This window comes from Nocardia tengchongensis (assembly GCF_054781395.1).
The window spans coordinates 143,205-166,164 of record NZ_BAAGUM010000006.1 but is presented as its reverse complement, the minus strand read 5'-3'; the positions used below and the strand labels follow the sequence as shown (position 1 = coordinate 166,164).

22 protein-coding genes are annotated in these 22,960 nt (G+C 69.1%); 17 read left to right on the top strand and 5 right to left on the bottom strand.

Annotated features, from left to right (window positions below; all coding sequences use genetic code 11):
• Positions 1–127 precede the first annotated feature (127 nt).
• The 8 genes from hrcA to era all read left to right on the top strand — a co-directional run bounded on the left by hrcA (position 128) and on the right by era (position 7,575).
• On the top strand, positions 128–1,168 hold the full coding sequence (gene hrcA, locus ACYVKL_RS11805) for a heat-inducible transcriptional repressor HrcA (RefSeq protein ID WP_213560095.1): 1,041 nt from the start codon (positions 128–130) through the stop codon (positions 1,166–1,168).
• A 34-nt stretch (positions 1,169–1,202) separates the two neighbouring features.
• A complete protein-coding gene (gene dnaJ, locus ACYVKL_RS11800; protein ID WP_379162069.1) occupies positions 1,203–2,357 on the top strand; it encodes a molecular chaperone DnaJ in 1,155 nt (384 codons plus the stop codon).
• A gap of 4 nt (positions 2,358–2,361) precedes the next feature.
• Positions 2,362–3,102, top strand: coding sequence for a 16S rRNA (uracil(1498)-N(3))-methyltransferase (locus tag ACYVKL_RS11795; RefSeq protein WP_357192182.1), 741 nt, complete (start codon positions 2,362–2,364; stop codon positions 3,100–3,102).
• A gap of 221 nt (positions 3,103–3,323) precedes the next feature.
• A complete protein-coding gene (locus ACYVKL_RS11790; protein WP_357192434.1) occupies positions 3,324–4,382 on the top strand; it encodes a PhoH family protein in 1,059 nt (352 codons plus the stop codon).
• A 22-nt stretch (positions 4,383–4,404) separates the two neighbouring features.
• Positions 4,405–4,962, top strand: coding sequence for an rRNA maturation RNase YbeY (ybeY, locus tag ACYVKL_RS11785; protein ID WP_213560098.1), 558 nt, complete (start codon positions 4,405–4,407; stop codon positions 4,960–4,962).
• Complete coding sequence (locus ACYVKL_RS11780) at positions 4,959–6,296, top strand: hemolysin family protein (RefSeq protein WP_379162064.1); 1,338 nt, start codon at positions 4,959–4,961, stop codon at positions 6,294–6,296. The genes ybeY and ACYVKL_RS11780 overlap by 4 nt, the downstream gene beginning before the upstream one ends.
• Positions 6,293–6,637: a cytidine deaminase gene (locus tag ACYVKL_RS11775; protein WP_357192187.1), complete on the top strand. Its 345-nt coding sequence runs from the start codon at positions 6,293–6,295 to the stop codon at positions 6,635–6,637. Before ACYVKL_RS11780 ends, ACYVKL_RS11775 begins: the two co-directional genes overlap by 4 nt.
• A complete protein-coding gene (gene era, locus ACYVKL_RS11770; protein WP_379162061.1) occupies positions 6,634–7,575 on the top strand; it encodes a GTPase Era in 942 nt (313 codons plus the stop codon). The genes ACYVKL_RS11775 and era overlap by 4 nt, the downstream gene beginning before the upstream one ends.
• Positions 7,576–7,641: 66 nt before the next feature.
• Here era and ACYVKL_RS11765 read toward each other — a convergent pair whose 3' ends face one another.
• Positions 7,642–9,057 carry an amidase gene (locus tag ACYVKL_RS11765; protein ID WP_379162058.1) on the bottom strand — a complete coding sequence of 472 codons (1,416 nt, stop codon included), beginning with the start codon at positions 9,055–9,057 and terminating at the stop codon, positions 7,642–7,644.
• Between the two features lie 462 nt (positions 9,058–9,519).
• Here ACYVKL_RS11765 and recO point away from each other — a divergent pair, with 462 nt between their 5' ends.
• The 4 genes from recO (at position 9,520) to ACYVKL_RS11745 (ending at position 12,970) form a co-directional block, all read left to right on the top strand.
• Entirely contained in the window at positions 9,520–10,293 is a 774-nt protein-coding gene (gene recO, locus ACYVKL_RS11760; RefSeq protein WP_379162055.1) for a DNA repair protein RecO, read from the top strand.
• Between the two features lie 118 nt (positions 10,294–10,411).
• Entirely contained in the window at positions 10,412–11,638 is a 1,227-nt protein-coding gene (locus ACYVKL_RS11755; RefSeq protein WP_379162052.1) for an arylsulfotransferase family protein, read from the top strand.
• A gap of 124 nt (positions 11,639–11,762) precedes the next feature.
• Positions 11,763–12,566, top strand: a complete 804-nt coding sequence (locus ACYVKL_RS11750; protein WP_213560105.1) for an isoprenyl transferase — start codon at positions 11,763–11,765, stop codon at positions 12,564–12,566.
• Positions 12,563–12,970, top strand: a complete 408-nt coding sequence (locus tag ACYVKL_RS11745) for a hypothetical protein (RefSeq protein WP_213560106.1) — start codon at positions 12,563–12,565, stop codon at positions 12,968–12,970. Before ACYVKL_RS11750 ends, ACYVKL_RS11745 begins: the two co-directional genes overlap by 4 nt.
• 22 nt (positions 12,971–12,992) lie before the next feature.
• Here ACYVKL_RS11745 and ACYVKL_RS11740 read toward each other — a convergent pair whose 3' ends face one another.
• The 3 genes from ACYVKL_RS11740 to ACYVKL_RS11730 all read right to left on the bottom strand — a co-directional run bounded on the left by ACYVKL_RS11740 (position 12,993) and on the right by ACYVKL_RS11730 (position 14,540).
• Positions 12,993–13,622, bottom strand: a complete 630-nt coding sequence (locus ACYVKL_RS11740) for a TetR/AcrR family transcriptional regulator (protein ID WP_379162049.1) — start codon at positions 13,620–13,622, stop codon at positions 12,993–12,995.
• Positions 13,623–13,727: 105 nt separating this feature from the next.
• Positions 13,728–14,141: a Fur family transcriptional regulator gene (locus tag ACYVKL_RS11735; protein WP_213560108.1), complete on the bottom strand. Its 414-nt coding sequence runs from the start codon at positions 14,139–14,141 to the stop codon at positions 13,728–13,730.
• Between the two features lie 3 nt (positions 14,142–14,144).
• Positions 14,145–14,540, bottom strand: coding sequence for an ArsR/SmtB family transcription factor (locus tag ACYVKL_RS11730; protein ID WP_213560109.1), 396 nt, complete (start codon positions 14,538–14,540; stop codon positions 14,145–14,147).
• Between the two features lie 219 nt (positions 14,541–14,759).
• Here ACYVKL_RS11730 and ACYVKL_RS11725 point away from each other — a divergent pair, with 219 nt between their 5' ends.
• From ACYVKL_RS11725 to ACYVKL_RS11705, 5 genes are all read left to right on the top strand, one after another.
• A complete protein-coding gene (locus ACYVKL_RS11725) occupies positions 14,760–16,151 on the top strand; it encodes a glycine--tRNA ligase (RefSeq protein ID WP_213560110.1) in 1,392 nt (463 codons plus the stop codon).
• Positions 16,152–16,341: 190 nt separating this feature from the next.
• Positions 16,342–17,052 (top strand): DUF6875 domain-containing protein, encoded by a 711-nt coding sequence (locus ACYVKL_RS11720; protein ID WP_379162045.1) that lies wholly within the window; start codon positions 16,342–16,344, stop codon positions 17,050–17,052.
• A 275-nt stretch (positions 17,053–17,327) separates the two neighbouring features.
• The gene (locus tag ACYVKL_RS11715) at positions 17,328–18,764 is read left to right on the top strand and encodes a molybdopterin-dependent oxidoreductase (RefSeq protein ID WP_379162042.1); all 1,437 of its coding nucleotides are present in this window, start codon (positions 17,328–17,330) and stop codon (positions 18,762–18,764) included.
• An 86-nt stretch (positions 18,765–18,850) separates the two neighbouring features.
• Positions 18,851–20,050, top strand: a complete 1,200-nt coding sequence (locus ACYVKL_RS11710) for a sensor histidine kinase (RefSeq protein WP_379162039.1) — start codon at positions 18,851–18,853, stop codon at positions 20,048–20,050.
• Positions 20,047–20,652, top strand: coding sequence for a response regulator transcription factor (locus ACYVKL_RS11705; RefSeq protein WP_379162036.1), 606 nt, complete (start codon positions 20,047–20,049; stop codon positions 20,650–20,652). The genes ACYVKL_RS11710 and ACYVKL_RS11705 overlap by 4 nt, the downstream gene beginning before the upstream one ends.
• A gap of 292 nt (positions 20,653–20,944) precedes the next feature.
• Here the strand turns inward: ACYVKL_RS11705 and ACYVKL_RS11700 are convergent, their stop codons facing one another.
• Positions 20,945–22,951, bottom strand: a complete 2,007-nt coding sequence (locus ACYVKL_RS11700) for a TPM domain-containing protein (RefSeq protein ID WP_379162033.1) — start codon at positions 22,949–22,951, stop codon at positions 20,945–20,947.
• Positions 22,952–22,960: the final 9 nt, after the last annotated feature.

The following is a 22,960-nucleotide window of genomic DNA, read 5'->3' as shown; positions in this document are numbered from 1 at the left end:
AGCTGCGCGACGCCCACTATCCTGGAGTGGATAATCCGGGAAATCCGCGTGGCCGGTGCCGAGTGCCCGCCGCGGAGGGCTCGGGCGTGCACGAGGCGTTCCCGAGGTCGAGCGAGGAGGTGGGGCCATGTCGAGCACCGAGCAGCGCCGGCTCGAGGTCCTGCGGGCCATCGTCGCGGACTACATCGCGACGAAGGAGCCGATCGGGTCCAAGACGCTGGTGGAGCGGCACAATCTGGGTGTTTCCAGCGCCACCGTCCGCAATGACATGGCCGTGCTCGAGGCCGAGGGTTATATCGCCCAGCCGCACACGTCCTCGGGACGGATCCCGACCGACAAGGGCTACCGGCAGTTCGTCGATCACATCTCCGAGGTGAAGCCGCTCTCGGGCGCGGAACGCCGGGCCATCATGGAATTCCTGGAGAGCGGCGTCGATCTCGACGATGTGCTGCGCCGCGGGGTCCGGCTGCTGGCGCAGCTGACCCGGCAGGTCGCCATGGTCCAGTACCCGACGGTGTCGGCGTCGACCGTGCGGCACATCGAGGTGGTGGCGCTGAACCCGGCGCGGCTGCTGCTGGTCGTGATCACCGACACCGGGCGCGTCGATCAGCGGTTGGTGGATCTGGGCAACCTGATCAGCGACGACGATCTGGCCGCGCTGCGCGGCATGCTGGGCAAGGCGATGGAGGGCAAGCGGCTGGCCGCCGCGTCCGCCTCGGTGGCCGAACTGCCCGAGCACTCCCCGGTCAAGTTGCGCGACGTGCTGATTCGCGTTTCCACGGTGTTGGTGGAGACCCTGGTCGAGCACGCGGAGGAACGGCTGGTGCTGGGCGGCACCGCCAACCTCACCCGCAACGCCGCCGATTTCCCCGGCAACGGTTTCCCCGGTTCCCTGCGCACCGTCCTGGAGGCGCTCGAAGAGCAGGTGATCGTGTTGAAGCTGCTGGCCGCGGCACAGCTGCCGGGTACCGTGACGGTGCAGATCGGTGAGGAGACCAAGGTCGAGCAGATGCGCGGGACGGCCGTGGTGTCCACCGGTTACGGGCTGACCGGTACGGTGCTCGGAGGTATGGGGGTGCTGGGGCCGACCCGCATGGACTATCCGGGGACCATTGCCTCGGTGGCGGCCGTCGCCCGGTACATCGGTGAGGTGCTCGCCGAACGGTGAGCAAGCACGAGACGAAACAGGACTAGAGACGCACGTGGCACGGGACTATTACGCACTGCTCGGAGTCGCACGGGGTGCGACCGACCAGGAGATCAAGCGCGCCTATCGAAAGCTGGCGCGTGAACTGCATCCCGACGTCAATCCGGAGCCGGAGGCGCAGGAGAAGTTCCGCGAGGTCTCCACGGCCTACGAGGTGCTGTCGGACCCGGAGAAGCGGCGCATCGTCGACCTCGGCGGTGACCCGATGGAATCCGGCGGCGGCATGGGCGGCGGGTTCTCCGGCGCCGGCTTCGGCGGACTCGGCGACGTCTTCGAGGCGTTCTTCGGCGGCATGAACACCGCCGGCGGCAGCCGCAAGCCGCGCGGCCGCGTGCAGCCGGGCGCGGATTCGCTACTGCGGACCCGGCTTTCGCTGCAGGAATGCGCGGTCGGTGTCACCAAGCACCTGACCGTCGACACCGCGATCCTGTGCGACCTGTGCCAGGGTTCGGGCACCAACGGCAATTCCAAGCCGGTGCGCTGTGAGACCTGTGGCGGCGCGGGCGAGGTGCAGACCGTGCAGCGGTCCTTCCTCGGCCAGGTCATGACCTCGCGTCCCTGCCCGACCTGCCGTGGTGCGGGCGAGACCATTCCGGATCCCTGCCGCAAGTGTGGCGGCGACGGCCGCGTGCGTTCGCGCCGCGAGATCGCCGCGCCGATCCCGGCCGGTGTCGCCAACGGCATGCGGGTGCGGCTGGCCGCGCAGGGTGAGGTCGGCCCCGGCGGCGGTCCGGCCGGCGATCTGTACGTGGAGATCGTGGAGCAGCCGCACGACACCTTCGTGCGCGACGGCGACGACCTGCACTGCACCATCCGGGTTCCGATGGTGGACGCGGCGCTGGGCACCACGGTCGTGGTCGACACCATCCTCGACGGCCCGGTGGAGCTGACCATCCCGGCCGGCACCCAGCCGGGCGAGGCGTCGGTGCTGCGCGGCCACGGTATGCCCAAGCTGCGCGCCAACTCTCGCGGCGACCTGATCGCGCACCTCGACATCGTGGTGCCGACCAAGCTCGACGCCAAGCAGACCGACCTGCTGCGCAAGTACAAGGGCATGCGGGCCAACGAGCACACCGAGGTGTTGTCGGCGCAGTCCGAGCACAACTCGGGCCTGTTCGCCCGCCTGCGCGCCTCCTTCAGCGGACGCTGATCCCTTGGCCGCCACCGTCTTCTACCTCGACGAGATCCCCGAACCGGGTGCGACCGCCGTGCTGGACGGCCCCGAGGGCCGCCACGCCGCCACGGTGCGCCGCATCCGGGTGGGGGAGCCGATCACGCTGTCCGACGGGCACGGGATCCTCGCCGATTCGGAAGTGGTTGCGGCCCAGAAGGATCGCCTCGAACTAAAGGTGCTGTCCAAGCGGGTCGCCGACCCCTGGACCCCGCAGGTGACGGTGGTCCAGGCGCTGCCCAAGTCCGACCGTTCGGAATTGGCGATCGAGCTGATGACGGAGGCGGGCGCGGACGCCATCGTGCCGTGGCAGGCCCTGCGCTGCGTCTCCAAGTGGGAAGCCAAGGCCCACAAGGCCGTCGAGAAGTGGCGCGCCGCGGCCAAGCAGGCCGCCCGCCAGTCCCGCCGCGCCTACATCCCGGATGTGACGGAGCTGCACAGCACTCGGGAACTGCTCGAACTGGTGCGGTCCGCGAAGGCGGGCGGCGCGGTGGTGGCGGCCCTGCACGAGTCCGGTGAATCCCGTTTGACCGAACTGTCTTTCGATGGGGTTCCGGAGATCATCCTCATCGTCGGCCCCGAAGGCGGCCTCGACGACTCCGAACTGCACGCCCTGTCCGAGGCGGGAGCCGACATCGTCCTGCTCGGCCCCACGGTGCTGCGCACCTCCACCGCCGCGGCCGTCGCCCTCGGCGCCTTGGGCGCCCTCACTCCGCGCTGGTAGGCCCGCATCCGCCCGGGTTCGCCACGGAATGGATTCGGGGGTGCGGCAGTTGCGTGTCGCACCGGCATTCTGCCTGCTGGTAGCGGCTTATTCACTGGGCGGTGTCGGTGGGCGGCGGTAAACTTCTGTCAACGACGATGGCTTCGAGACCGGAAAGCAGGCTATAGCCACTTTTGAGAACACCAGGCGAAATCGGCGATCAGAGCACACCCACTGCCCGAATCGGCGGTGGCGACGGTTCCGGACCGGCGGGGCGGACCGTTCGTTCCAGCATCGAATTGGCACCGGAGTCGGTATTCGGATTCCTGGGTTCGGCCGATGAGAACCTGCGTGAACTCGAGCGCCTCCTCGATGCCGATATCCACGTCCGCGGCAACTCCGTCACCCTCACCGGCAAGCCGGCCGATGTCGCGCTGGCCGAGCGGGTGGTGGCGCAGCTGGTCGCGTTGACCGCGCGCAACCGGGTGGTCACGCCCGAGGCGGTGCGGCACACCTACTCCATGCTCACCGAGGGCTCCTCGGATTCGCCGGCCGAGGTGCTGAGCCTGGACATCCTGTCGCGGCGCGGCAAGACCATCCGGCCCAAGACGCTCAACCAGAAGCGCTACGTCGACGCCATCGACAAGCACACCATCGTGTTCGGTGTCGGCCCGGCCGGTACCGGCAAGACGTATCTGGCCATGGCCAAGGCCGTGCAGGCCTTGCAGACCAAGCAGGTCAACCGCATCATCCTGACCCGGCCCGCGGTCGAGGCGGGTGAGCGGCTGGGCTTCCTGCCCGGCACGCTCAACGAGAAGATCGACCCGTACCTGCGCCCGCTCTACGACGCGCTGCACGACATGATGGATCCCGAGGCGATCCCGAAGCTGATGGCCGCCGGTGTCATCGAGGTCGCCCCGCTGGCGTACATGCGTGGCCGCACCTTGAACGATTCGTTCATCATCCTGGACGAGGCGCAGAACACCACGGCCGAGCAGATGAAGATGTTCCTCACCCGCCTGGGCTTCGGGTCCAAGATCGTGGTGACCGGTGACATCACCCAGGTCGACCTGCCGAACAACGCGCGGTCGGGCCTGCGGGCGGCCACCGACATCCTGCACGGCATCGATGACATCCATATCGCGGAGCTCACCAGCGCCGATGTGGTCCGGCACCGCCTGGTCGGGGCGATCGTCGACGCCTACGACCGGTACGAGTCGGAGACGCGGGCGCCCGCGGCGGTCCACTATCCGGGCAATCGGGCGCAACGGCGTGCCGCGAGCCGGGGAGACCGGCACTGAACTCGACCACTACGCTGATCGGGTGAGTATCGAGATCGCCAACGAATCGGGTATCGAGGTATCCGAAGAAGAACTGGTCAGCGTCGCGCGGTTCGTGATCGGTCAGATGGATGTGCATCCGGCGGCCGAGCTGTCGATGGTGCTGGTCGATCTCGACACCATGGCGGATCTGCATATGCGTTGGATGGACCTGCCGGGTCCGACCGACGTGATGTCGTTCCCCATGGACGAACTGGAGCCGGGCGGGCGGCCCGATGCCGCCGAGCCCGGTCCCTCCATGCTCGGTGACATCGTGCTCTGCCCGGAGTTCGCGGCCCAGCAGGCCGAGAAGGCCGGGCATTCCATGGATCACGAGCTGGCGCTGCTGACCGTGCACGGCGTCCTGCACCTGCTCGGCTACGACCATGCCGAGGAGGAAGAGGAGAAGGAGATGTTCGCGCTCCAGGCCTCCCTGCTGGAGGGCTGGTACGAGAACGTGCGCCAGGAGATGCGCCGCGCGGAGCTCGCCGAGCGCGATCAGCGCCTGCTGGGCAAGACCGGATTCACCGATACGACCGGTGATCCGCTGGGCCCGGCGTGAATTCATTCGTTCTGCTGTTGCTGGCGATCGTCCTGGTCCCGGCCGGCGGAGTGTTCGCGGCGCTGGATTCGGCGCTGAACACCATTTCGCCCGCGCGCGTGGAGGATCTGGTGCGTGTCGAGCGCACCGGGGCCACGCGGCTGGCGCGCATCATCGCCGATCGTCCGCGCTATGTGAATCTCATGGTGCTGCTGCGCCTCACATGTGAGATCACCGCGACGGTGCTGTTGGCGGCGGTGCTGCTGGACTGGCTGGGTGAGGCGCCGGCGCTGCTGATCACGGCCGCGGTGATGGTGCTGGTCGACTACGTGGTGATCGGTGTCGGGCCGCGCACGCTGGGCCGGCAGCACGCGTATTCGCTGGCGCTGGGGGCGTCGTTGCCGTTGCAGGCGATCGGTTCGCTGCTGGGCCCGGTCAGCCGGCTGCTGATTCTGATCGGTAACGCGATCACCCCCGGTAAGGGATTCCGCAACGGCCCCTTCAGTTCCGAGATCGAGCTGCGTGAAGTGGTGGATCTGGCGGGCGAGCGCGGCGTGGTGGACGCCGACGAGGCGCGCATGATCCAGTCGGTCTTCGAACTGGATTCGACCCCGGCGCGTGAGGTCATGGTGCCGCGCACCGAGATGGTGTGGATCGAGGCGGACAAGAACGCCGCGCAGGCCATGTCGCTGGCGGTGCGGTCGGGGCATTCGCGGATCCCGGTGATCGGGGAGAACGTCGACGACGTGCTCGGTGTCGTCTACCTCAAAGACCTTGTCCCGTACGCGGATCGGAGCCGCAAGGTGCAGGTCCGGCAGGTCATGCGGCCCGCGGTGTTCATCCCGGACTCCAAGCCGCTGGACGCGCTGCTCGACGAGATGCAGCGCCATCGCAACCATATGGCCGTGCTGGTCGACGAGTACGGCGGCATCGCGGGCCTGGTCACCATCGAGGACATCCTCGAGGAGATCGTGGGCGAGATCGCCGATGAGTACGACAAGGACGAGATCGCCCCGATCGAGCAGATCGGGCCCGGCAAGTACCGGGTCTCGGCGCGACTGCCGATCGACGACCTGGGCGAGCTGTTCGACCTGGAGATCGAGGAGGAGGACGTCGACACGGTCGGCGGTCTGCTCGCGCACGCGCTGGGCCGTGTCCCGCTGCCCGGCTCCAAGGCGATCGTCCACGGTCTGCAATTGAAGGGGGAGGGCGGGGCCGACACGCGCGGCCGCATGCGGATCCACACGGTGGTGGTGCGCAGTGCCCAGGAGAAGACGAAAAGCGAACCGGCGGATCAGGATCCGGGCGGCGCACACGATGACGGAGAGGCCGATGACCGAGATGAACGCCGATGATTGAGCTGGACGCCGAGGACGACAAGCTGCGGGTGCTGGCCCGCGGCGCGATGGGCCGCACCGGCGGTCGCGGCGGCGCGGCCGTACGCGACAGCGACGGACGCACCTACGCGGCCGGGACCGTGGAGCTGGCCGCGCTCGGGCTGACCGCCTTGCAGGCGGCGGTGGCGGCCGCGATCTCCAGTGGCGCAACGGGTTTCGAGGCGGCCGTGGTGGTGGCGGGCAAGCTGTCGGATCCGGGCGTGACCGCCGTGCGTGAGGTATCGCCGTCGGCGCGAATCGTTTTCAGTGACGTCAAGGGCGCGGTGTTCGACGTGCTGGAAGGGGAGGTTTTCGAATGAGTGGCAAGGACGAATTCCGTTCCGGTTTCGTATGTTTCGTGGGCCGGCCGAACACCGGCAAGTCCACGCTGACCAATGCGATGGTGGGGCAGAAGATCGCCATCACCTCCTCGCGTCCGCAGACCACGCGGCACACGATCCGCGGCATCGTGCACCGCGAGCACACGCAGCTGATCCTGGTCGACACCCCCGGTCTGCACCGGCCGCGCACGCTGCTCGGTCAGCGCCTCAACGACCTGGTGCGCGATACGTATTCCGAGGTCGATGTGATCGCGGTCTGCATTCCGGCCGACGAGAAGATCGGTCCCGGTGACCGCTGGATCGTCGACCAGATCAAGACCATGGCGCCCAAGACGACGCTGCTCGGTGTGGTCACCAAGATCGACAAGGTGAGCCGCGACCAGGTCGCCCACCAGCTGATGGCCGTCTCCCAGCTGCTGGGTCCCGAGGCCGAGGTGGTTCCGGTCTCCGCGGTCAAGGGTGAGCAGGTCGAGGTGCTGATCGACGTCATCGCCTCGCAGATGCCCGAAGGCCCGGCCTTCTACCCGGACGGCGAGCTCACCGACGAGCCCGAGGAAGTCCTGATGGCCGAGCTCATTCGCGAGGCCGCCCTGGAGGGCGTGCGCGACGAGCTCCCGCACTCGCTGGCCGTGGTGATCGAGGAGGTCCTCGAGCGCGAGGAGAACGACGACCAGGAGACCGAGGGCCGCCGTTCGGCCGAGGGCATGCTCGACGTGCACGCCCTGCTCTACGTGGAGCGCCCCAGCCAGAAGGCCATCATCATCGGCAAGGGTGGCGCCCGCCTCAAGGAGGTCGGCACCAACGCCCGCAAGCAGATCGAGCACATCCTCGGCACCCGCATCTACCTGCACCTGCACGTGAAGGTGGCCAAGGACTGGCAGCGCGATCCCAAGCAGCTGGGCAAGCTCGGCTTCTGACCGGAGCTTTCACGCGAGTGGCACATCACCCATCGGTGATGTGCCACTTCGTTTTTCGGGGCCGGATCAGGGCTGGGGCCACCACGGCGTGGGCCGGGTCTTGTGCCACTGCAATTCCGATTCCAGCTGGGCCGCAACCGAAACCAGCAGTTCCTCGGAGTTGGCGGGCCCCATCAGCTGGGAGCCGACCGGGAGCCCGGCGGCGGTGAAGCCGGAGGGGATGTTCACCGCGGGCCAGCCCAGTACGTTCCACGGCCAGGTGTAGGGGCAGGCGGCGGTGATCAGTTCGTCGGTGGCCCAGGAGCCGATGCCGTCGATCTCGCGGACGCCGGGCGGCGGGGTGGCGGTGGTGGGGGCCAGGACCAGGTCGAAGTCGTCGAAGATGCGGCCGGTCTGCTTGCGCAGCAACGGTTCCGCGCGGCGGGCGGCGAACAGCAGCGGGGACAGCAGGCTGCCGACGGTGGCGTTGTGGTCGGTGCGCGGGTCGACCTGGGCGCCGGGCAGGCGGTCGAGGGCGTCGCGGATGCCGACCATCGAGCGCGGCAGGAAGGTCGCGCCCATCAGCACGCCGTAGTGGACGTCGGCGACGGTGACCTGGTGGCCGAGGCGGCGCAGGGTGGCCGCGGTGGCGTGGACGCGGGCCTCGACCTCGCGGTCGAGCGCGGTCTTGGTGGCGGTGAACGGGATGCGCAGCGACAGCGCGATGCGCAGCCGGCCCGGGTCGCGGCCGACGGCGTCGCTGACGCGCAGGGCGGGCGGGGTGTGCAGGTCGCCGGGGTGCGGGCCGGCGGCGGCGTCGAGCAGCAGGGCGGCGTCGGCGACGGTGCGGGCCAGGGGGCCGTTCACGGTGAGGCCGTGGAACGCTTCGGGCAGTGGCCAGGTGGAGATGCGCCCGCGCTGGGGTTTGATGCCGAACAGGTTGTTCCAGGCGGCGGGGATGCGGACCGAGCCCGCGCCGTCGGAACCCAGTGCGGCGGGCACCAATCCGGCCGCGACGGCCGCGGCGGACCCGCCGGACGAACCGCCGGGGGTGTGCCCGGCGCTCCACGGATTGGTGGTGTGCCCGAAGGCGTCTCCGCTGGTGAACGGCAGCTGGCCGAGCTCGCAGGTATTGGTCTTGCCGACGATGACCGCGCCCGCGGCGCGCAGTCGCCGGACCGCTTCGGCGTCCTCGGTCTTGGCCGGGAAGTCGCCGCCGCAGCCGAACGCGGTCGGGGTGCCGGCCAGGTCGGTGTCGTCCTTGATGGCGAGGGGGACGCCGAGCAGTGGATCGCGTTGTCCGGCCGCGAGTTTGCGATCGGCCTCGGCGGCTTCGGCGAGGGCTTCGGCCCGGCGCACGATCCGGAAGGCATTGAGCGCCCCTTGGCTGGCTTCGATCCGATCGAGGACGGCGGTGGTCGCCTCGACCGAGGTGAAGGTGCCTGCCGCCAGTGCCGCCGCGAGTTCCGTCAGGCCGAGTTCGCCGACCGCCGCCATCGTCATGTGAGTCCCGTCTCTATCCATACTCGGGAGTAACATAGCGCGACTTTGGTCACACGTCCAACAGGTGGCGGGGTGTGACCAACAGGCGGAGGTTGTGAAAAGTGCCCGTCCTCCGGGCTCAGTGATCCCCGGTGGGCTCGCCCGAGGGCGCACTGCCGTCCGGCCCACCCCTCCGGGGCCGGACGGCAGTGCACGGGTGGATCGCCCCGCCCACGCGGCGGGCGATGCGCAGGGACCGAGGCGCGGACGGCACGGCCGCCCACCGGGAGCCGGCTGCGGGAGTCTGGCGTGTCATGGAGTCCTCCGGTGGCTGGTCCGAATTCTCGGCGCTGTGGGTTTCAGCCTGGTTTCAGTCGCCAACCGCGGGCCAACGAACTTCTAATCGCGCCGGCCCGGCGACCCGCCGCGCTACACGCCGTGACTCGTCACCGCCCGGTCGGTCCCGCGTGCGAGACTGTTGCGGTGCGGTTGTATCGGGATCATGCGGTGGTGTTGCGCCAGCACAAGCTGGGCGAGGCGGACCGTATCGTCACGCTGCTGACCCGCCAGTACGGTCTGGTGCGTGCGGTTGCCAGGGGTGTGCGGCGCACTCGCTCCAAGTTCGGCGCCCGCCTGGAACCCTTCGCCTACGTGGACATCCAGCTACATCCGGGCCGCAATCTCGACACCGTCACCCAGGTGCACACGGTCGAAACCTTCGCCGCCGACATCGTCGCCGACTACGGCCGCTACACCACCGCCTGCGCCGTCCTGGAAACCGCCGAACGCCTGGCGGGCGAGGAGGGCGCACCCGCCGCCCGCCTGCACACCCTCACCGCGGGCGCCCTGCGCGCCATCGCGCTGGGCCGCCGCCCGCACGAACTGATCCTCGACGCATTCCTGTTGCGCGCCATGGCCTTCGCCGGTTGGGCCCCCGCCCTCGACGACTGCGCCCGCTGCGCCACCCCCGGCCCGCACCGCGCCTTCCACGTGGCCGCCGGCGGCGCGGTCTGCGTCCACTGCCGCCCGCCCGGCGCGGCCACCCCCATGCTCGGCGTCCTCGACCACATGAGCGCCCTCAACCGCGGCGACTGGTCCGGCGTCGACGCCGTCCCCGAAACCCACCGCCGCCAGGCCAGCGGCCTCATCGCCGCCCACCTCCAATGGCACCTCGAACGCCAACTCCGCACCCTCCCCCTCATCGAACGCACCCGCCCCCACGACTCCGTCGACCGCACCCCAGCCGCCCTCGGCTGACCGGGGATCGCCCGGCGTTGTCCCTGGGAGTCCCGCTCACCGAGCGCGCGAATACCGTTCCGGATCAGTGAGATTCGATACAGCGACCCGGAACGTCAGTGAGCCTAAAGTTCAGCGCGTGACCGTTTCGATGAGTCGTCAATCCTCGGGGGCGGCGCTGCGCCGCCTGCCGGTGACGCTGGCCGCGGTGTCCGTCCTGGCCGCTTCGGCGACCGCCTTCGCCGCCGCCGAGCCGGTGCTGCCGGGCTTGCCGTTCGGCGGGCTCGCGTACACGGTGAAGGTCGAGAAGGGCGGGGTGGGGGACGGGTTCATCTACTACACGACCGGGGTGAGTGCGGCGGCGCTGGTGCCGGGGTTGGGGACTGTCGCGGGGGCGCTGCCGGGCGGGCGGCCCGCGAATGTGATCGCGGATCGGGCCGGGAAGGAGATTCGGCGGTACGAGCCGCCTGCGGGGCAGGATGTCTCGAACTTCCGGACGCAGGTGTATCAGGGGCGCAAGGTGCTGACCTGGTGGCAGGGGAGCACGGTGGCGGGGCACGGGTCGGGGGTGGGGATCATCGCGGATGAGAACTTTCAGGTGTTGGCGACCGTGGATCCGGGTGGGGCCGGCGCGGATGTGCACGAGTTCCGGCTGACACCGGACGGGCATGCGCTGGTCACCTCGTATCCGCAGGTCGACGCGGATCTCACCGCGATCGGCGGCCCGGCGGACGGGAAGATGTTCGACACCGTGGCGCTCGTGATCGACGTGGCCTCGGGCAGGCAGCTGTTCCGGTGGAGCGCGGCCGAACACGTGCCGCTGAGCGAATCGGAGACCTCCGGCAAGCTCACCGGCGACGTCTACGACCCGTACCACGCCAATTCGATCAGCCTCGATCCGGCGGGGAATCTGGTGGTGTCGCTGCGCAATACGGCGGCCGTCTACGACATCGACCCCGCCACCGGCGCGATCCGCTGGCAGCTCGGCGGCAAGCACCCCACGCTGACCGCCGACCCGGAGGTGCGATTCGCCTTCCAGCACGACGCCGAATTCACCGATGCCTCGACGCTGCGCCTGTTCAACAACAACTCCGACGGCCCGGAATCGCGCGGCAAGTCGAGTGTGGAGTGGATCCGTATCGACGAGGCCGCCCGGCACGCCACCCTGGTGCGCAATCAGGAACATCCCGAAGGGCTGGTGACCATGGCCATGGGCAACGCCGAGGCCCTCCCCAACGGCAACACCCTCGTCAGCTGGGGCATGACGCCCCGCATCTCGGAATTCGCCCCGAACGGCGAGCTCGTCTACGACGCGGTACTGCCCTTCGGCACCTACCGCGCCTACCTCGACGCCCTCCCGAACTGACCGGCCGAGCGCGCGGCGGGGAAATGCCGGTTTCCTCGCCGCCGCGGGCCGTCCTGTGGACCGAATGTGGAGGTCTCGTGCCAATCGTGTGGGCGGCGTTCGGCGCTGTGCGGCGTCGGGCAGGATGGTGGGCGTGATCGGTAACCGGAAGTCATCGACTGAGCAGCGTGTTGTGCGGCCGCCGTCGCCGCATCCGTCGGGGGCGGTGCCGCCGGCGATTCCGGCGGAGTTCGTGCCCAGGCACGTGGCGCTGGTGATGGACGGGAACGGCCGCTGGGCGCAGGAGCGCGGGCTGCCGCGCACCGCGGGGCACGAGCGCGGCGAGGCGGTGCTCATGGACACCGTCGAGGGCTGCATCGAGATGGGTGTGAAGTGGCTGTCGGCGTACGCGTTCTCCACCGAGAACTGGCGGCGTAGCCCGGACGAGGTCCGGTTCCTGATGGGCTTCAACCGCGATGTGATCCGCCGCCGCCGCGACGAGATGCACGAGATGGGTGTGCGGGTGCGGTGGGCCGGGCGGCGACCGCGCCTGTGGCGCAGCGTGATCAAGGAATTGGAAGTCGCGCAGGAGCTCACCAAGGACAATACGGTGATGACCCTCACCATGTGCGTCAACTATGGTGGCCGCGCCGAGATCGCCGATGCCGCACGCGAAATCGCGCGCCGGGTGGCGGCGGGTGAACTGGATCCGGAGAAGGTCACCGAGGCGACGGTGGCCCAGTACCTGGACGAACCCGATATGCCGGATGTGGACCTGTTCCTGCGGCCCTCGGGTGAGCTGCGCAGCTCCAACTTCCTGATCTGGCAGGCCGCGTACGCCGAATTCGTTTTCCAGGAAACGCTTTTCCCCGATTTCGATCGCCGCAACCTCTGGGCCGCCTGCCTGGAGTACGCCAAGCGTGACCGCCGTTTCGGAGGTGTGAAGTGACCGATCAACTCACTCCCGCAGAGGAATTGCAGGAGCGCGCCCGCGCCCTGCTGCTGCGCTACGGCGTGGACGTCCGGGAGGAGGAGGGCGGTCTCGGCTTCGAATACGAGGGCGCGCTGTGCTCGCTGCGCGGCGTCAATCTGTCGCCGGGCCTGGATGTGCTGGCGCTCATGTGCATTCTGGCCTGGGATCGCCCGGTGAAGCCGCAGTTGCACAAGCGGGTCGCCGAACGCAATGCCGCGCTTCAGTTCGGCACGCTGACCGTGGTGTCGCGCGACAAGCTCGCCGATGTCATCCTGCGCTTCACGTTCCCGGCCGCGGGTCTGGAGGACGAGCCGCTCGCCACCATGCTGCTGTTGACGCTCTCCGGCGCGGGCCGGGCCCGTCAGGGCCTGCTGCCCTGACGGTCGCGCGTCCGGGATCGGTTCAGGCTCGGGCGGTTTCGGGTTCCCCGGCGGCGCTGCGGTAGCCGGGGAGGATGTCGGTGATGCCGCGTGCGAAGGTGTCCGGGTCGGCGTCGCCGAGGATCAGATGCTGCAGGATGAACCCGGGTAGGAGCCCCAGGAGGATCTTGGCCACGGCGTCGGTGTCGGCGTCGGGGGACAGCCAGCCCGCGTCGCGCATGCGGTTGGCGTAGTCGAACCAGAGGCGGCGGAAGCCGAGGATGTTGGTGCGGACGTAGTCGGCGATATTGGCGTCGGTGAGGGCCAGCGCCCAGGCCTGGGGGATGACGCGGACGGGCCCGCCGGGCGCGCTGAGCTTGACGACGTCGGCGCTGATCAGGCGGATCAGTTCGGGCGGGGTGGGCAGGGGGTCGCTGTAGACGGCCTCGGTGAGGGTGGCGCGCAGGTCGGCGGGGGCCTCGGTGGCCAGCGCCTCGATGATGTCGTTCTTGGATTTGAAGTAGCGGTAGACCGCTCCGGCGGAGAGCCCGGATTCGGCGAAGACGTCCTGCATGGTGGTGGCGTGCAGGCCTTTGCGGGCGAAACAGGTCTGAGCGGCGTCGAGAATCTGCTGTCTACGGCGTTCCAGGTGATCCGCGCTGACTCTGGGCATGCGCCAAAACTAAAACGAATATCCGTTCTCAACAAGCTGACAATGGCATGTCAGCCTTGTCCGTTCGGTTGCGAATTTGCCAGGGCCGAACAGGATTCCGGCAGGTCAGCCCGCGGCGGCGCTGCATTCGCGACAGGTGCCGAAAATTTCCATGGTGTGGCTGATATCGGTGAATCCGTGCTCGGTGGCGATGGTGTCGGCCCAGGCCTCCACGGTCGGTCCCTCCACTTCGACGGTCCGGCCGCAGCGGCGGCAGACCAGGTGATGGTGGTGTCCGCTCGAGCACTGCCGGTACACCGATTCGCCGGTGTCGGTGCGCAGCACGTCGACCATGCCGGCGTCGGCGAGGGACTGCAGGGTGCGGTACACGGTGGTCAGTCCGATGCCCTCACCGCGTTTGCGGAGTTCGTCGTGTAGTTCCTGCGCGGAACGGAATTCGTCGATGTCGGCCAGCAGCGCGGCGATGGCGCTGCGCTGGCGGGTGCTGCGGACCCCGACGGTCTTCTCGGTTGTTCCCACGGGTCACCCTTCCTCGGCGTGCGCGACCGCGTCGATGACGATGTGCGCGAGATGCTCGTCGACCAGCTCGTAGATGACCTCGCGGCCGGTGCGCTCACCACGCACCACTCCGGCGGATTTGAGGATCCGCAGGTGCTGGCTGATCAGCGGCTGGGTCACCCCGAGCGTATCGACGAGTTCGTGCACGCAGCGCGGCGACTCCCGTAGTTGCAGCACGATGGCGATGCGTACGGGGGCCGCTAGGGCGCGCAGCAGTTCCCCGGCGGAGTCCAGAATGGTGCGTGACGGCACCACCGGCGGCTGTGGCGACCGGTACGGATACTCGTCGTGGGGAATCGCGGCCGGAGCCTCGGTCGCGACGTGCGAGCGCCGCAGGGGCGCGCCGCTGTCCGTGGTCATCGAACCAACTCCTTATTGGAAACCGATGCCATTCTTATATGCACGGGTGCGCATGTCAAACGCGACACTCTGACGATCTCGCGCCGCGCCGCGCCGCGGGGGCGGCGGGGCGCGAAGGCGGGGCCGGGGCGCGGGCATCGGTGTAAAAGGGCTGGCGGTGTGCAGATAGTCTGGACCTAATCCTTTGCAATCTTCCGGACACGGATGGAGAACTGTTCAGTGGCACCCAAGTCGAAGGTGGACACCGTCGCCAATCTCGCCAAGCGTCGGGGTCTCGTGTACCCGAGCGGTGAGATCTACGGCGGAACGAGGTCGGCCTGGGATTACGGTCCGCTGGGCGTGGAGCTCAAGGAGAACATCAAGCGGCAGTGGTGGCGGTCCATGGTGACCAGCCGCGACGACGTGGTCGGTCTGGACTCGTCGATCATCCTGCCGCGTCAGGTGTGGGTGGCCTCGGGTCACGTCGCGGTGTTCAACGACCCGCTGGTGGAATGCCTCAACTGCCACAAGCGGCACCGGCAGGACCACCTGCAGGAGGCGTACGCCGAGAAGAACAAGCTCGACGACCCGGACTCGGTGTCCATGGAGCTCATCGTGTGCCCCGACTGCGGCACCGTGGGCAAGTGGACCGAGCCCAAGGACTTCAACATGATGCTGAAGACCTACCTGGGCCCGGTCGAGTCCGAAGAGGGCATGCACTACCTGCGTCCGGAGACCGCGCAGGGCATCTTCGTCAACTACGACAATGTCGCCACCACCGCGCGCAAGAAGCCGCCGTTCGGCATCGCGCAGATCGGCAAGTCGTTCCGCAACGAGATCACCCCGGGCAACTTCATCTTCCGCACCCGCGAGTTCGAGCAGATGGAGATGGAGTTCTTCGTCAAGCCGGGCGAGGACGAGCAGTGGCACCAGTACTGGATCGACACCCGCATGGCCTGGTACACCGACCTCGGCATCGACCCGGAGAACCTGCGGCTCTACGAGCACCCGAAGGAGAAGCTGTCCCACTACTCCACCCGCACGGTGGACATCGAGTACCGCTTCCGCTTCGCCGGCAGCGAGTGGGGCGAGCTCGAGGGTGTCGCCAACCGCACCGACTTCGACCTGAAGACGCATTCGGAGCACTCGGGCAAGGATCTGGTCTACTTCGATCAGCAGACCGGTGAGCGCTACACGCCGTTCGTGATCGAGCCGGCGGCCGGTCTGACCCGTTCGCTGATGGCGTTCCTGGTCGACGCCTATCACGTCGAGCAGGTGCCGACCGCCAAGGGCGGCGTGGAGGATCGCACCACGCTGCGCCTGGATCCGCGGCTCTCGCCGGTCAAGGCGGCCGTACTTCCGTTGTCGCGCAACGCCGATCTGTCGCCGAAGGCCAAGGATCTGGCCGCGCAGCTGCGCCGGAACTGGAACGTGGACTTCGACGACGCCGGCGCGATCGGCCGCCGCTACCGCCGCCAGGACGAGATCGGCACCCCGTTCTGCATCACGGTCGACTTCGACACGCTCGAGGACCACGCGGTCACCGTGCGTGAGCGGGACTCGATGGCTCAGGAGCGGGTGGCTCTCGATCAGGTAGAGGGCTACTTGGCCGCGCGCCTCATCGGCGCCTGAAGATAGTTTCTCGGAAAGACCGGTCAATGGCTGACCGGTCTTTTCTTTTTTGTCACCCCGAAATTCGGAGTGACGAACTGAAATTGGGTACCCGACTACTCGTGTTAACGGCCCATCACCGGCGAACTATTTAAACGTACGTGGGCAACGGCGCCTTCTCCTGCCGAAGCTCGATCAGCCGAGGTGAGTCATGAGCGAGCGTGTTATCGGCCCCCGCTCGGGGCTGCAGTGGGTCCCCCTGAGGGACGCCGGATCGACCTGTCCCGCCGCCCTATCCACGGTGGCGGCCTTCCGGTCCTGGGCGGATTCCCATCTGACCCGACCCAAGGACGAAATGGGTCGTGACGGGCCGGTCTGTCCGTACGTGCTGCCGTCGATCCGGCGGGATCTGCTGTGGCTGGCGCAGGTGCCGGCCGCCGACCCGCAGCCCGAGTGGGTGCGCGCGATCATCCGCGACGCGCTGGAGCTGTATCCCGGACTGCCCACCGCGAACGGTAGTTCCGGTTCGGTGTTGCGCGCATTGATCACGATATTCCCGAATATGACTGACTATTCGCTGATCGATGAAATTCACGACGAATTCAAGACCATTTTCGTGAGCCACGGATTCATGCTCGGACAGTTCTATCCGGGGTGTGATCAACCGGGTCTGTGGAACAAGGAGCTCCGGCCGCTGGATGCGCCGCTGCCGATGCTGGTGGTGCGCCCCATGATGACAACCGATTTCCCGTTCCTGGTCGAGAAGCCGGAGTGGGCGGACGCCTATGTGCGCAAGTTCGCGCCGACGCTGCCCGCGCACGTGCGTTCGGTCATGGTGGGGCGCTTGACCTCTCGGGCCGCGTCCCGCCTACCCGCCTACCGGGTGCGACCGGCCGGCGAATCCTGCTCGACCGGCAGTTAGGCACTGCTTGATGGCACGCGTTCCGGAGCACACCTTTCCGCTTTCCCCGGCGCAGCTCGGGATGTTCTACGCCCAGCAGCTGGATCCGGGGGTTCCGCTGTCGGAGGCCCAGTTGCGGTGAAACTGATTCCGGCCGACTCCAGCAGTTCGGCCGCCCGTTCGGCGGTGAGGTGGTCGCCGCGTATGTGAGCCGCTGATCCTGACCGTGAGCGCGCCGACTGGGGAACAATGGGCCCGGAAACCCGCTCGGCTACGGAAGGTTCGAAGAAGTGTCGATGAACGAGCAGGCGTCGGCGCGTAAGAAGGGGCTGCTGCACGCGGTCGCGGTGGGGGTGGGCGCGGTCGGCGCGGGCGAGCTGCTCGCCGCGGCGCGGGGCGGGTCCATGCTCGACGGGATCGGGCGGCTGGCCGCGGATTACGCGCCCGTGCAGGTGGTCGAGACGATGGTGGCGCAGGCCGGGGAACACGACAAGGAGATGACCCGGTTCGGTGTCGCGTTGTGGGGTGTGGGCGCGGCCGTCGGCACGGCGCTGCTCCCGCCGCGGCTGCGCACGCCCGCGGCCGCCGTGTTCGGGGCCGCGACGGCGGCCGCCGCCCTGCGCAGCGCCGACCGTTCGGTGCCGGGTGCGCTCGGCGCGGTGGCCGCCGCGGCCGTGCTGCGGGCGGGACTGCGCAAGCCCACCGGACACGGATTGCTGTGGGCGGCAGCGGGAACCGGCATGTTCGCGGCCGCCGAAACCCTGGTGCGCCGCGCGGATCGGTCGCACCGGGAGCGGGCGCGCAAGGTCGGGCCGATGGGCGCGCACGTCCCGGTCCCCGAGGACGGCATCGGCAGCGAACCGGGCCTGACGTCATTGATCACTCCCGCGAGCAAATTCTATGTGGCGGATGTGAATTCGCGACCGCCCCGCATCGACCCCGCCGGCTGGCGGCTGTCCATCGGCGGTCGCGTCGCCCACAATCTGCGGTTGTCGCTGGCCGATCTGGCCGAGCAGGCGGTGGAATTCGACGCCGTCATGGTGTGCGTGCACAACACCGTCGGCTCCGGCCGCTGCGCCAACGCCCGCTGGCTCGGTGTGCCGCTGACCGCCCTGCTCGAACACGCCGTCCCCGAATCCGGTGCGACCCGGCTGGTCACCCGGGCCGTCGACGGCTACACCATCTCGCTGCCGCTGGAACCGCTGCGCACCGGCGAATGGCCCGGCTACCTGGTCATCGGCATGAACGGCGAACCGCTGCCGCCCGAACACGGCTTCCCCGCACGGGTTTTCGTGCCCGGCATCTACGGCCAGTACTCGGGTGCGAAATGGGTCGGCGAACTCGAGCTCACCGATGACAGCCACGTCGACTACTGGTGGAAACGCGGCTGGCCTCCCGAACCGCTGTGGGTGCGCCCGCAAGCCCGCATCGACGTGGCCTCCGGCTCCGGCTCCGGCAAGTTCACCGTGGCGGGCGTGGCCTGGGCCCCGCCGCACGGAATCTCGGGAGTGGAGATCCGCATCGGCGAAACCGACTGGCTCCCGGTCGAACTCGGCTCCGAGCTGGCCCCCGCCGCCTGGCGGCGCTGGCGCACCATCGTCGACGTGCCGCCGGGCACCCACATCATTCAGGCCCGCGCCATCAGCCGCTCGGGCGAAGTCCAGGACGCCGGAGAGCGCCCGCCGTTCCCGATCGGCCCGGGCGGTCTGCACAGCGTCACCGTCACCGCCTGATCGTCGCCTCGCCCGTGACATCTGTCATGGGCGACCGATGACGGACGGGGGAGGCGCGGCGGGCCCGCGTGCGTGACGGTGGACGCATGAACGTTCCCGTGACACCGATCGCCGACCGGAGCCCGCGGCTGTGGGCTCGGGTAGCGTCCGGCGGTGTGGACGCGGAGGAAGCGGGTATTCGGCGGCGGCGACGGTTCGGGACGCTGCTCGCGGCCGTGTGGGCGGTGTACCTGTTCGATCCGCTGCGGCAGGGCTGGCAGCTCGAGAGTTCGGTGGCCCGCGCGTACACGATCGCGGTGATCGTCGCGTTCGGCATCGTCTATGTCGCGTCGTATTGGCTGCTGGTGCGCGGCCCGTCCGACCAGGGCTGGCCGCCGCGGCCGCCCTGGCTGGTGGTGGCCGGGTCGCTGGCCGTGCAGGCGGCGCTGATCGCGGCCGCGGCGGTCACCCTGCACTCGCAGATGCTCGGGTTGGGCGTCTACATGGCCTCCTACATCGCGTTCACGCTGCCGGTGCGGCGGGCGGTCCCGCTCGAACTGGCGTTGCTGATCGTGTTCGCGGTGCTGCCGCAACTGCTCACCGGGCAGCCGCCCGCGTACTCGCTGATGCAGTCGATCGTGTTGGCGGCCTTCGCGGTCGGCGGGATCCGGGTGATCCTGCAACGCAATCACGAACTGCACATCGCCCGCCAGCAGCTCGCCGAACTGGCCGTGGCCGAGGAGAGGCTGCGGGTCGGGCGCGACGTGCACGACATCCTCGGCCACTCGCTGACCGTCATCACCGTGAAAACCGAACTGGCGCAACGGCTCATCGACGTCGCTCCCGAGCGCGCGAAGACGGAGATGGCGGATGTGGAGCAGCTGGCGCGCGAGGCGCTGGCCGGGGTGCGCTCGACCGTCGGTGGGCTGCGGGCGGTTTCGCTCGCGGGCGAGCTGACCAATGCCCGCACCGCGCTGAACGCCGCCGAGATCGAGGGTGTGCTACCGGATCCCGGCGACCTGCCGTCGCGGCACAGCGTCGTGTTCGGCTGGGTGCTGCGCGAGGCCGTCACCAATGTGGTGCGGCACAGCGGCGCGGCGCACTGCTGGGTGCGGGTGACCCCGAACAGCATCGAGATCGCCGATGACGGTGTGGGCCCGCGCGACTCGGCCCGCACCGGATCCGGTCTGTCCGGACTGCGCGAACGGGTCCGGGCCACCGGTGGCGAACTCACTCTCGGCGCGCGCCCGGAGGGCGGATTCCGGGTGCTGGCAAGCTTTCCGGAGACGATCGAGGAGTCGGAATGATCAAACTGCTGCTCGCCGACGACCAGGCCCTGGTGCGCGGCGCTCTCGCGGCCCTGCTGAGCCTGGAACCCGACCTGGATGTCGTCGCCGAGGTCGGTCGCGGTGACGAGGTGCTGGCCGCCGTCGAGCGCACCGCCCCCGACGTGGCGCTGCTGGATGTGGAAATGCCCGGCCTGGACGGCATCTCGGCCGCCGCCCTGTTGCACGCCGCTCACCCCGGCGTCCGCATCCTCATGGTCACCACCTTCGGCCGCCCGGGCTACCTGCGCCGCGCCATCGACGCCGGCGCCTCCGGGTTCGTCGTCAAGGACACCCCCGCCCGCGAACTGGCCGACGCCGTCCGCCGCGTCCACATGGGCCTGCGCGTCGTCGATCCGGCCCTGGCCACCGAAACCCTCACCGCCGGAACCTCACCCCTCACCGCCCGGGAACGCGAGGTCCTCGCCGCGGCCGCCGACGGCGCGACGGCGGGCGCGATCGCCAAGCTGCTGCACCTGTCCGAGGGCACGGTCCGCAACCATTTGTCCTCCGCCATCGGCAAAACGGGCACTCGCACGCGCGCCGAAGCCGTTCGAGCCGCCGAGCGTCTCGGCTGGCTCTAGCCCCTCGGGGGATTAGCTGAATCATGACCATGGGCGGCCAATTGCGGGAAATGTTCTGAAATGAGCCACTTTCTCAAGTTTGCTGGGTTAGGTTCACGGCTACACCGGACAGTCGGTGCGGACGAAGTCGGAGGACACCATGGGAATTCTCAGCCTGATCGCGGGGCTCGCGCAGATGGTCATCGGCACCATCGTGGCCAACACGGGTTCGGGTGGTACCGGCTCCGGTTGGTGAGTGCGCCGGGTTCGGCTCGCCTCCTGTGAGCCGAACCCACTGCCTCCGCGGTACGTCTCAGAAGCGGCCGCCTCGGCTGATCCGCCGGGAGCCGTCGGAGCCGCCGAAGGAGCCGGGGCCGTAGCCGCCGCTCCCACCGCCGCCGCCGAAACCACCACCGCCGCGGCGGTATTCGTTACCCATGCCGCGCAGCATGCCGTCGATGAGGATGCCGCCGAGGATGGCCCCGGTCTGGGAGCCGCGGGGCGTCACGCGTTGCTGCTGCTGGGCCTGCCATTCCTGAACCGCGGCCTGCGCGGTGTGCAGGGCGCGGGCGCCGAGTTCGACGGCCAGCTGGGCGGATTGGAGAGCCTGCTCGGGATTCGCGGCGGCGAGCTGATCGGCCTGCGCCAGATTGCGCTGTGCCTCGGCGAGGCGGGTCCGTGGTTCGGCGTCGACTCCGCCGCGGCGGGTGCTGATGTAGTCGGCCGCGGCGTTGACCTGGCTGCGGGCCGCGGTCAGCGTCTGGTCGAGGCGGCGACGCAGGTCATCGGCCGCCCGCTTGCGATCACCGGCCGCGGCGATCGCCTGATCCAATGCGGTGTCGGCGGCAACGGCCTGCCGGAAGATCCCGAGCGGATTGGTGGCCCCGTCGGCGGTGGCCTGATCGAGGGCGGTGCGGGCGGCGGCCGTCGCGGCGGGCAGATCGGTGCCACCGTGCTCCGACAGTCCTGCGGCGGTGGCCAGATCCCGGCGCAGTTCCTCGATCATGGCCGGCAGTCCGGCGCGCGCCTGCTCGATATCGGTGGCGGCGGTGTCGACCGCGTCCAGCAGCGTGCGGGCGGCGTCCACGGCCGACTCGGCGGCGCGAATGTCGGCGACCGCCGCGCCCTGCTGCCCGACGGGTTTGGCGGCGGCGGCGCGCCCGTCCGCGATCGTCTTCTCCGCGAATCCGATTCGCTCGCTCGCCATGCTCACGTTGTCGTGGATCGGCGCGAGCACCGATGCCGGATGCGCGGCCACCAGGGCGGCGAGGGTGGTCTGCGAGCCGGGCACGCGCGCGGTGAGTTCCACCAGATCGCGGGTCAGCGCGTCCAGCCGCTCCCCGGCATTGATGAGCAGATTGCGCATGGCGTCGAATTCGCCGACCTTGGCGTCGAGGTCCCGATTGGCGCTGCCGCAGCTGCTGACCAGGTCGATCAGCATGCGCTGCTGCTGATCGGGGGTTTCGGGAATGTCGTCGTCGAGCTGCTGGCGAATCGAGAACGCCTTGGCCAGTGCCCGTTTCGCGCCGTCGAGGGCGGCGGTGAAGGGCGCGGTGGCGGTGGCCCCGAATTCGTCGGTGGCCAGCCGCAATTCCTCGGTGCTGGTCCGGATCGCATTGTCGGTGTCGACCAGGGTCTCCTTGGACAGCGCGTCGAGCACGACCAAGGGCAGGGCTTCCAGCGCCCGGGTATCGGTCGGGTCGGTCTTGCGCGCGGAGTCCATGATCGAGCGTTCCCGCCGCGTCTTGCGCCGCCGTGACCACAGCCACACACCCAGCACGATCAGCGCCACCACGAGTGCCAGGAGCAGTACCGGGAACAGGCCGATGCCGCCGGATCCGCTCATGGCGTCCGACAGCCCGGTGGCGGTGGCCAGTCCGGCTCCGGCCCAGTTCCCGTCGCGCAGCTTCGGCTCGACCTGGTTGGTGAGCAGCCGATCGAGTTCCTTGTCACTGACGGACTTGGGCAGGGTCCCGGTGAACGCGTAGGCGCGATCGTCGACGGCCACCGACAGCAGCACGTCCCGATCCCCGAAGCCGGACAGTTGCGCGGTCTGCTCGCCCCACGCGTGCGAGTCCATCCCGCTGAAGTCGCGCACGTAGACCACCCACAGCCGTTCGTGGTCGCTGGCGTACAGCGCGTCGATGGCCTGCTGCAGCTCGGCGGTCTGCCCGCGGTCGAGCGCCCCGGCGTTGTCGGTGACGTAACCGGGCAGCCGCAGGGGCGCCTCGGCCGCGGCCGGCGCGGCAGTGCCGCCGACCAGGGCCAAGGCCAGGAGCAAGCCGGTCACGAGAATGGACAGCTGCTTCGGTGGCCGCATACGTCGAAT

Excerpts from the sequence above, each read along its gene's own strand:
- ACYVKL_RS11715 (WP_379162042.1), top strand. The coding sequence starts at position 17,328 with ATGAACGAGCAGGCGTCGGCGCGTAAGAAGGGGCTGCTGCACGCGGTC.
- ACYVKL_RS11710 (WP_379162039.1), top strand. The coding sequence starts at position 18,851 with ATGAACGTTCCCGTGACACCGATCGCCGACCGGAGCCCGCGGCTGTGG.
- hrcA (WP_213560095.1), top strand. The coding sequence starts at position 128 with ATGTCGAGCACCGAGCAGCGCCGGCTCGAGGTCCTGCGGGCCATCGTC.
- ACYVKL_RS11720 (WP_379162045.1), top strand. The coding sequence starts at position 16,342 with ATGAGCGAGCGTGTTATCGGCCCCCGCTCGGGGCTGCAGTGGGTCCCC.
- ACYVKL_RS11740 (WP_379162049.1), bottom strand. The coding sequence starts at position 13,622 with ATGCCCAGAGTCAGCGCGGATCACCTGGAACGCCGTAGACAGCAGATT.
- ACYVKL_RS11705 (WP_379162036.1), top strand. The coding sequence starts at position 20,047 with ATGATCAAACTGCTGCTCGCCGACGACCAGGCCCTGGTGCGCGGCGCT.
- ACYVKL_RS11750 (WP_213560105.1), top strand. The coding sequence starts at position 11,763 with ATGGTGGGCGTGATCGGTAACCGGAAGTCATCGACTGAGCAGCGTGTT.
- era (WP_379162061.1), top strand. The coding sequence starts at position 6,634 with ATGAGTGGCAAGGACGAATTCCGTTCCGGTTTCGTATGTTTCGTGGGC.
- ACYVKL_RS11730 (WP_213560109.1), bottom strand. The coding sequence starts at position 14,540 with ATGACCACGGACAGCGGCGCGCCCCTGCGGCGCTCGCACGTCGCGACC.
- ACYVKL_RS11765 (WP_379162058.1), bottom strand. The coding sequence starts at position 9,057 with ATGACGATGGCGGCGGTCGGCGAACTCGGCCTGACGGAACTCGCGGCG.
- ACYVKL_RS11775 (WP_357192187.1), top strand. The coding sequence starts at position 6,293 with ATGATTGAGCTGGACGCCGAGGACGACAAGCTGCGGGTGCTGGCCCGC.
- ACYVKL_RS11700 (WP_379162033.1), bottom strand. The coding sequence starts at position 22,951 with ATGCGGCCACCGAAGCAGCTGTCCATTCTCGTGACCGGCTTGCTCCTG.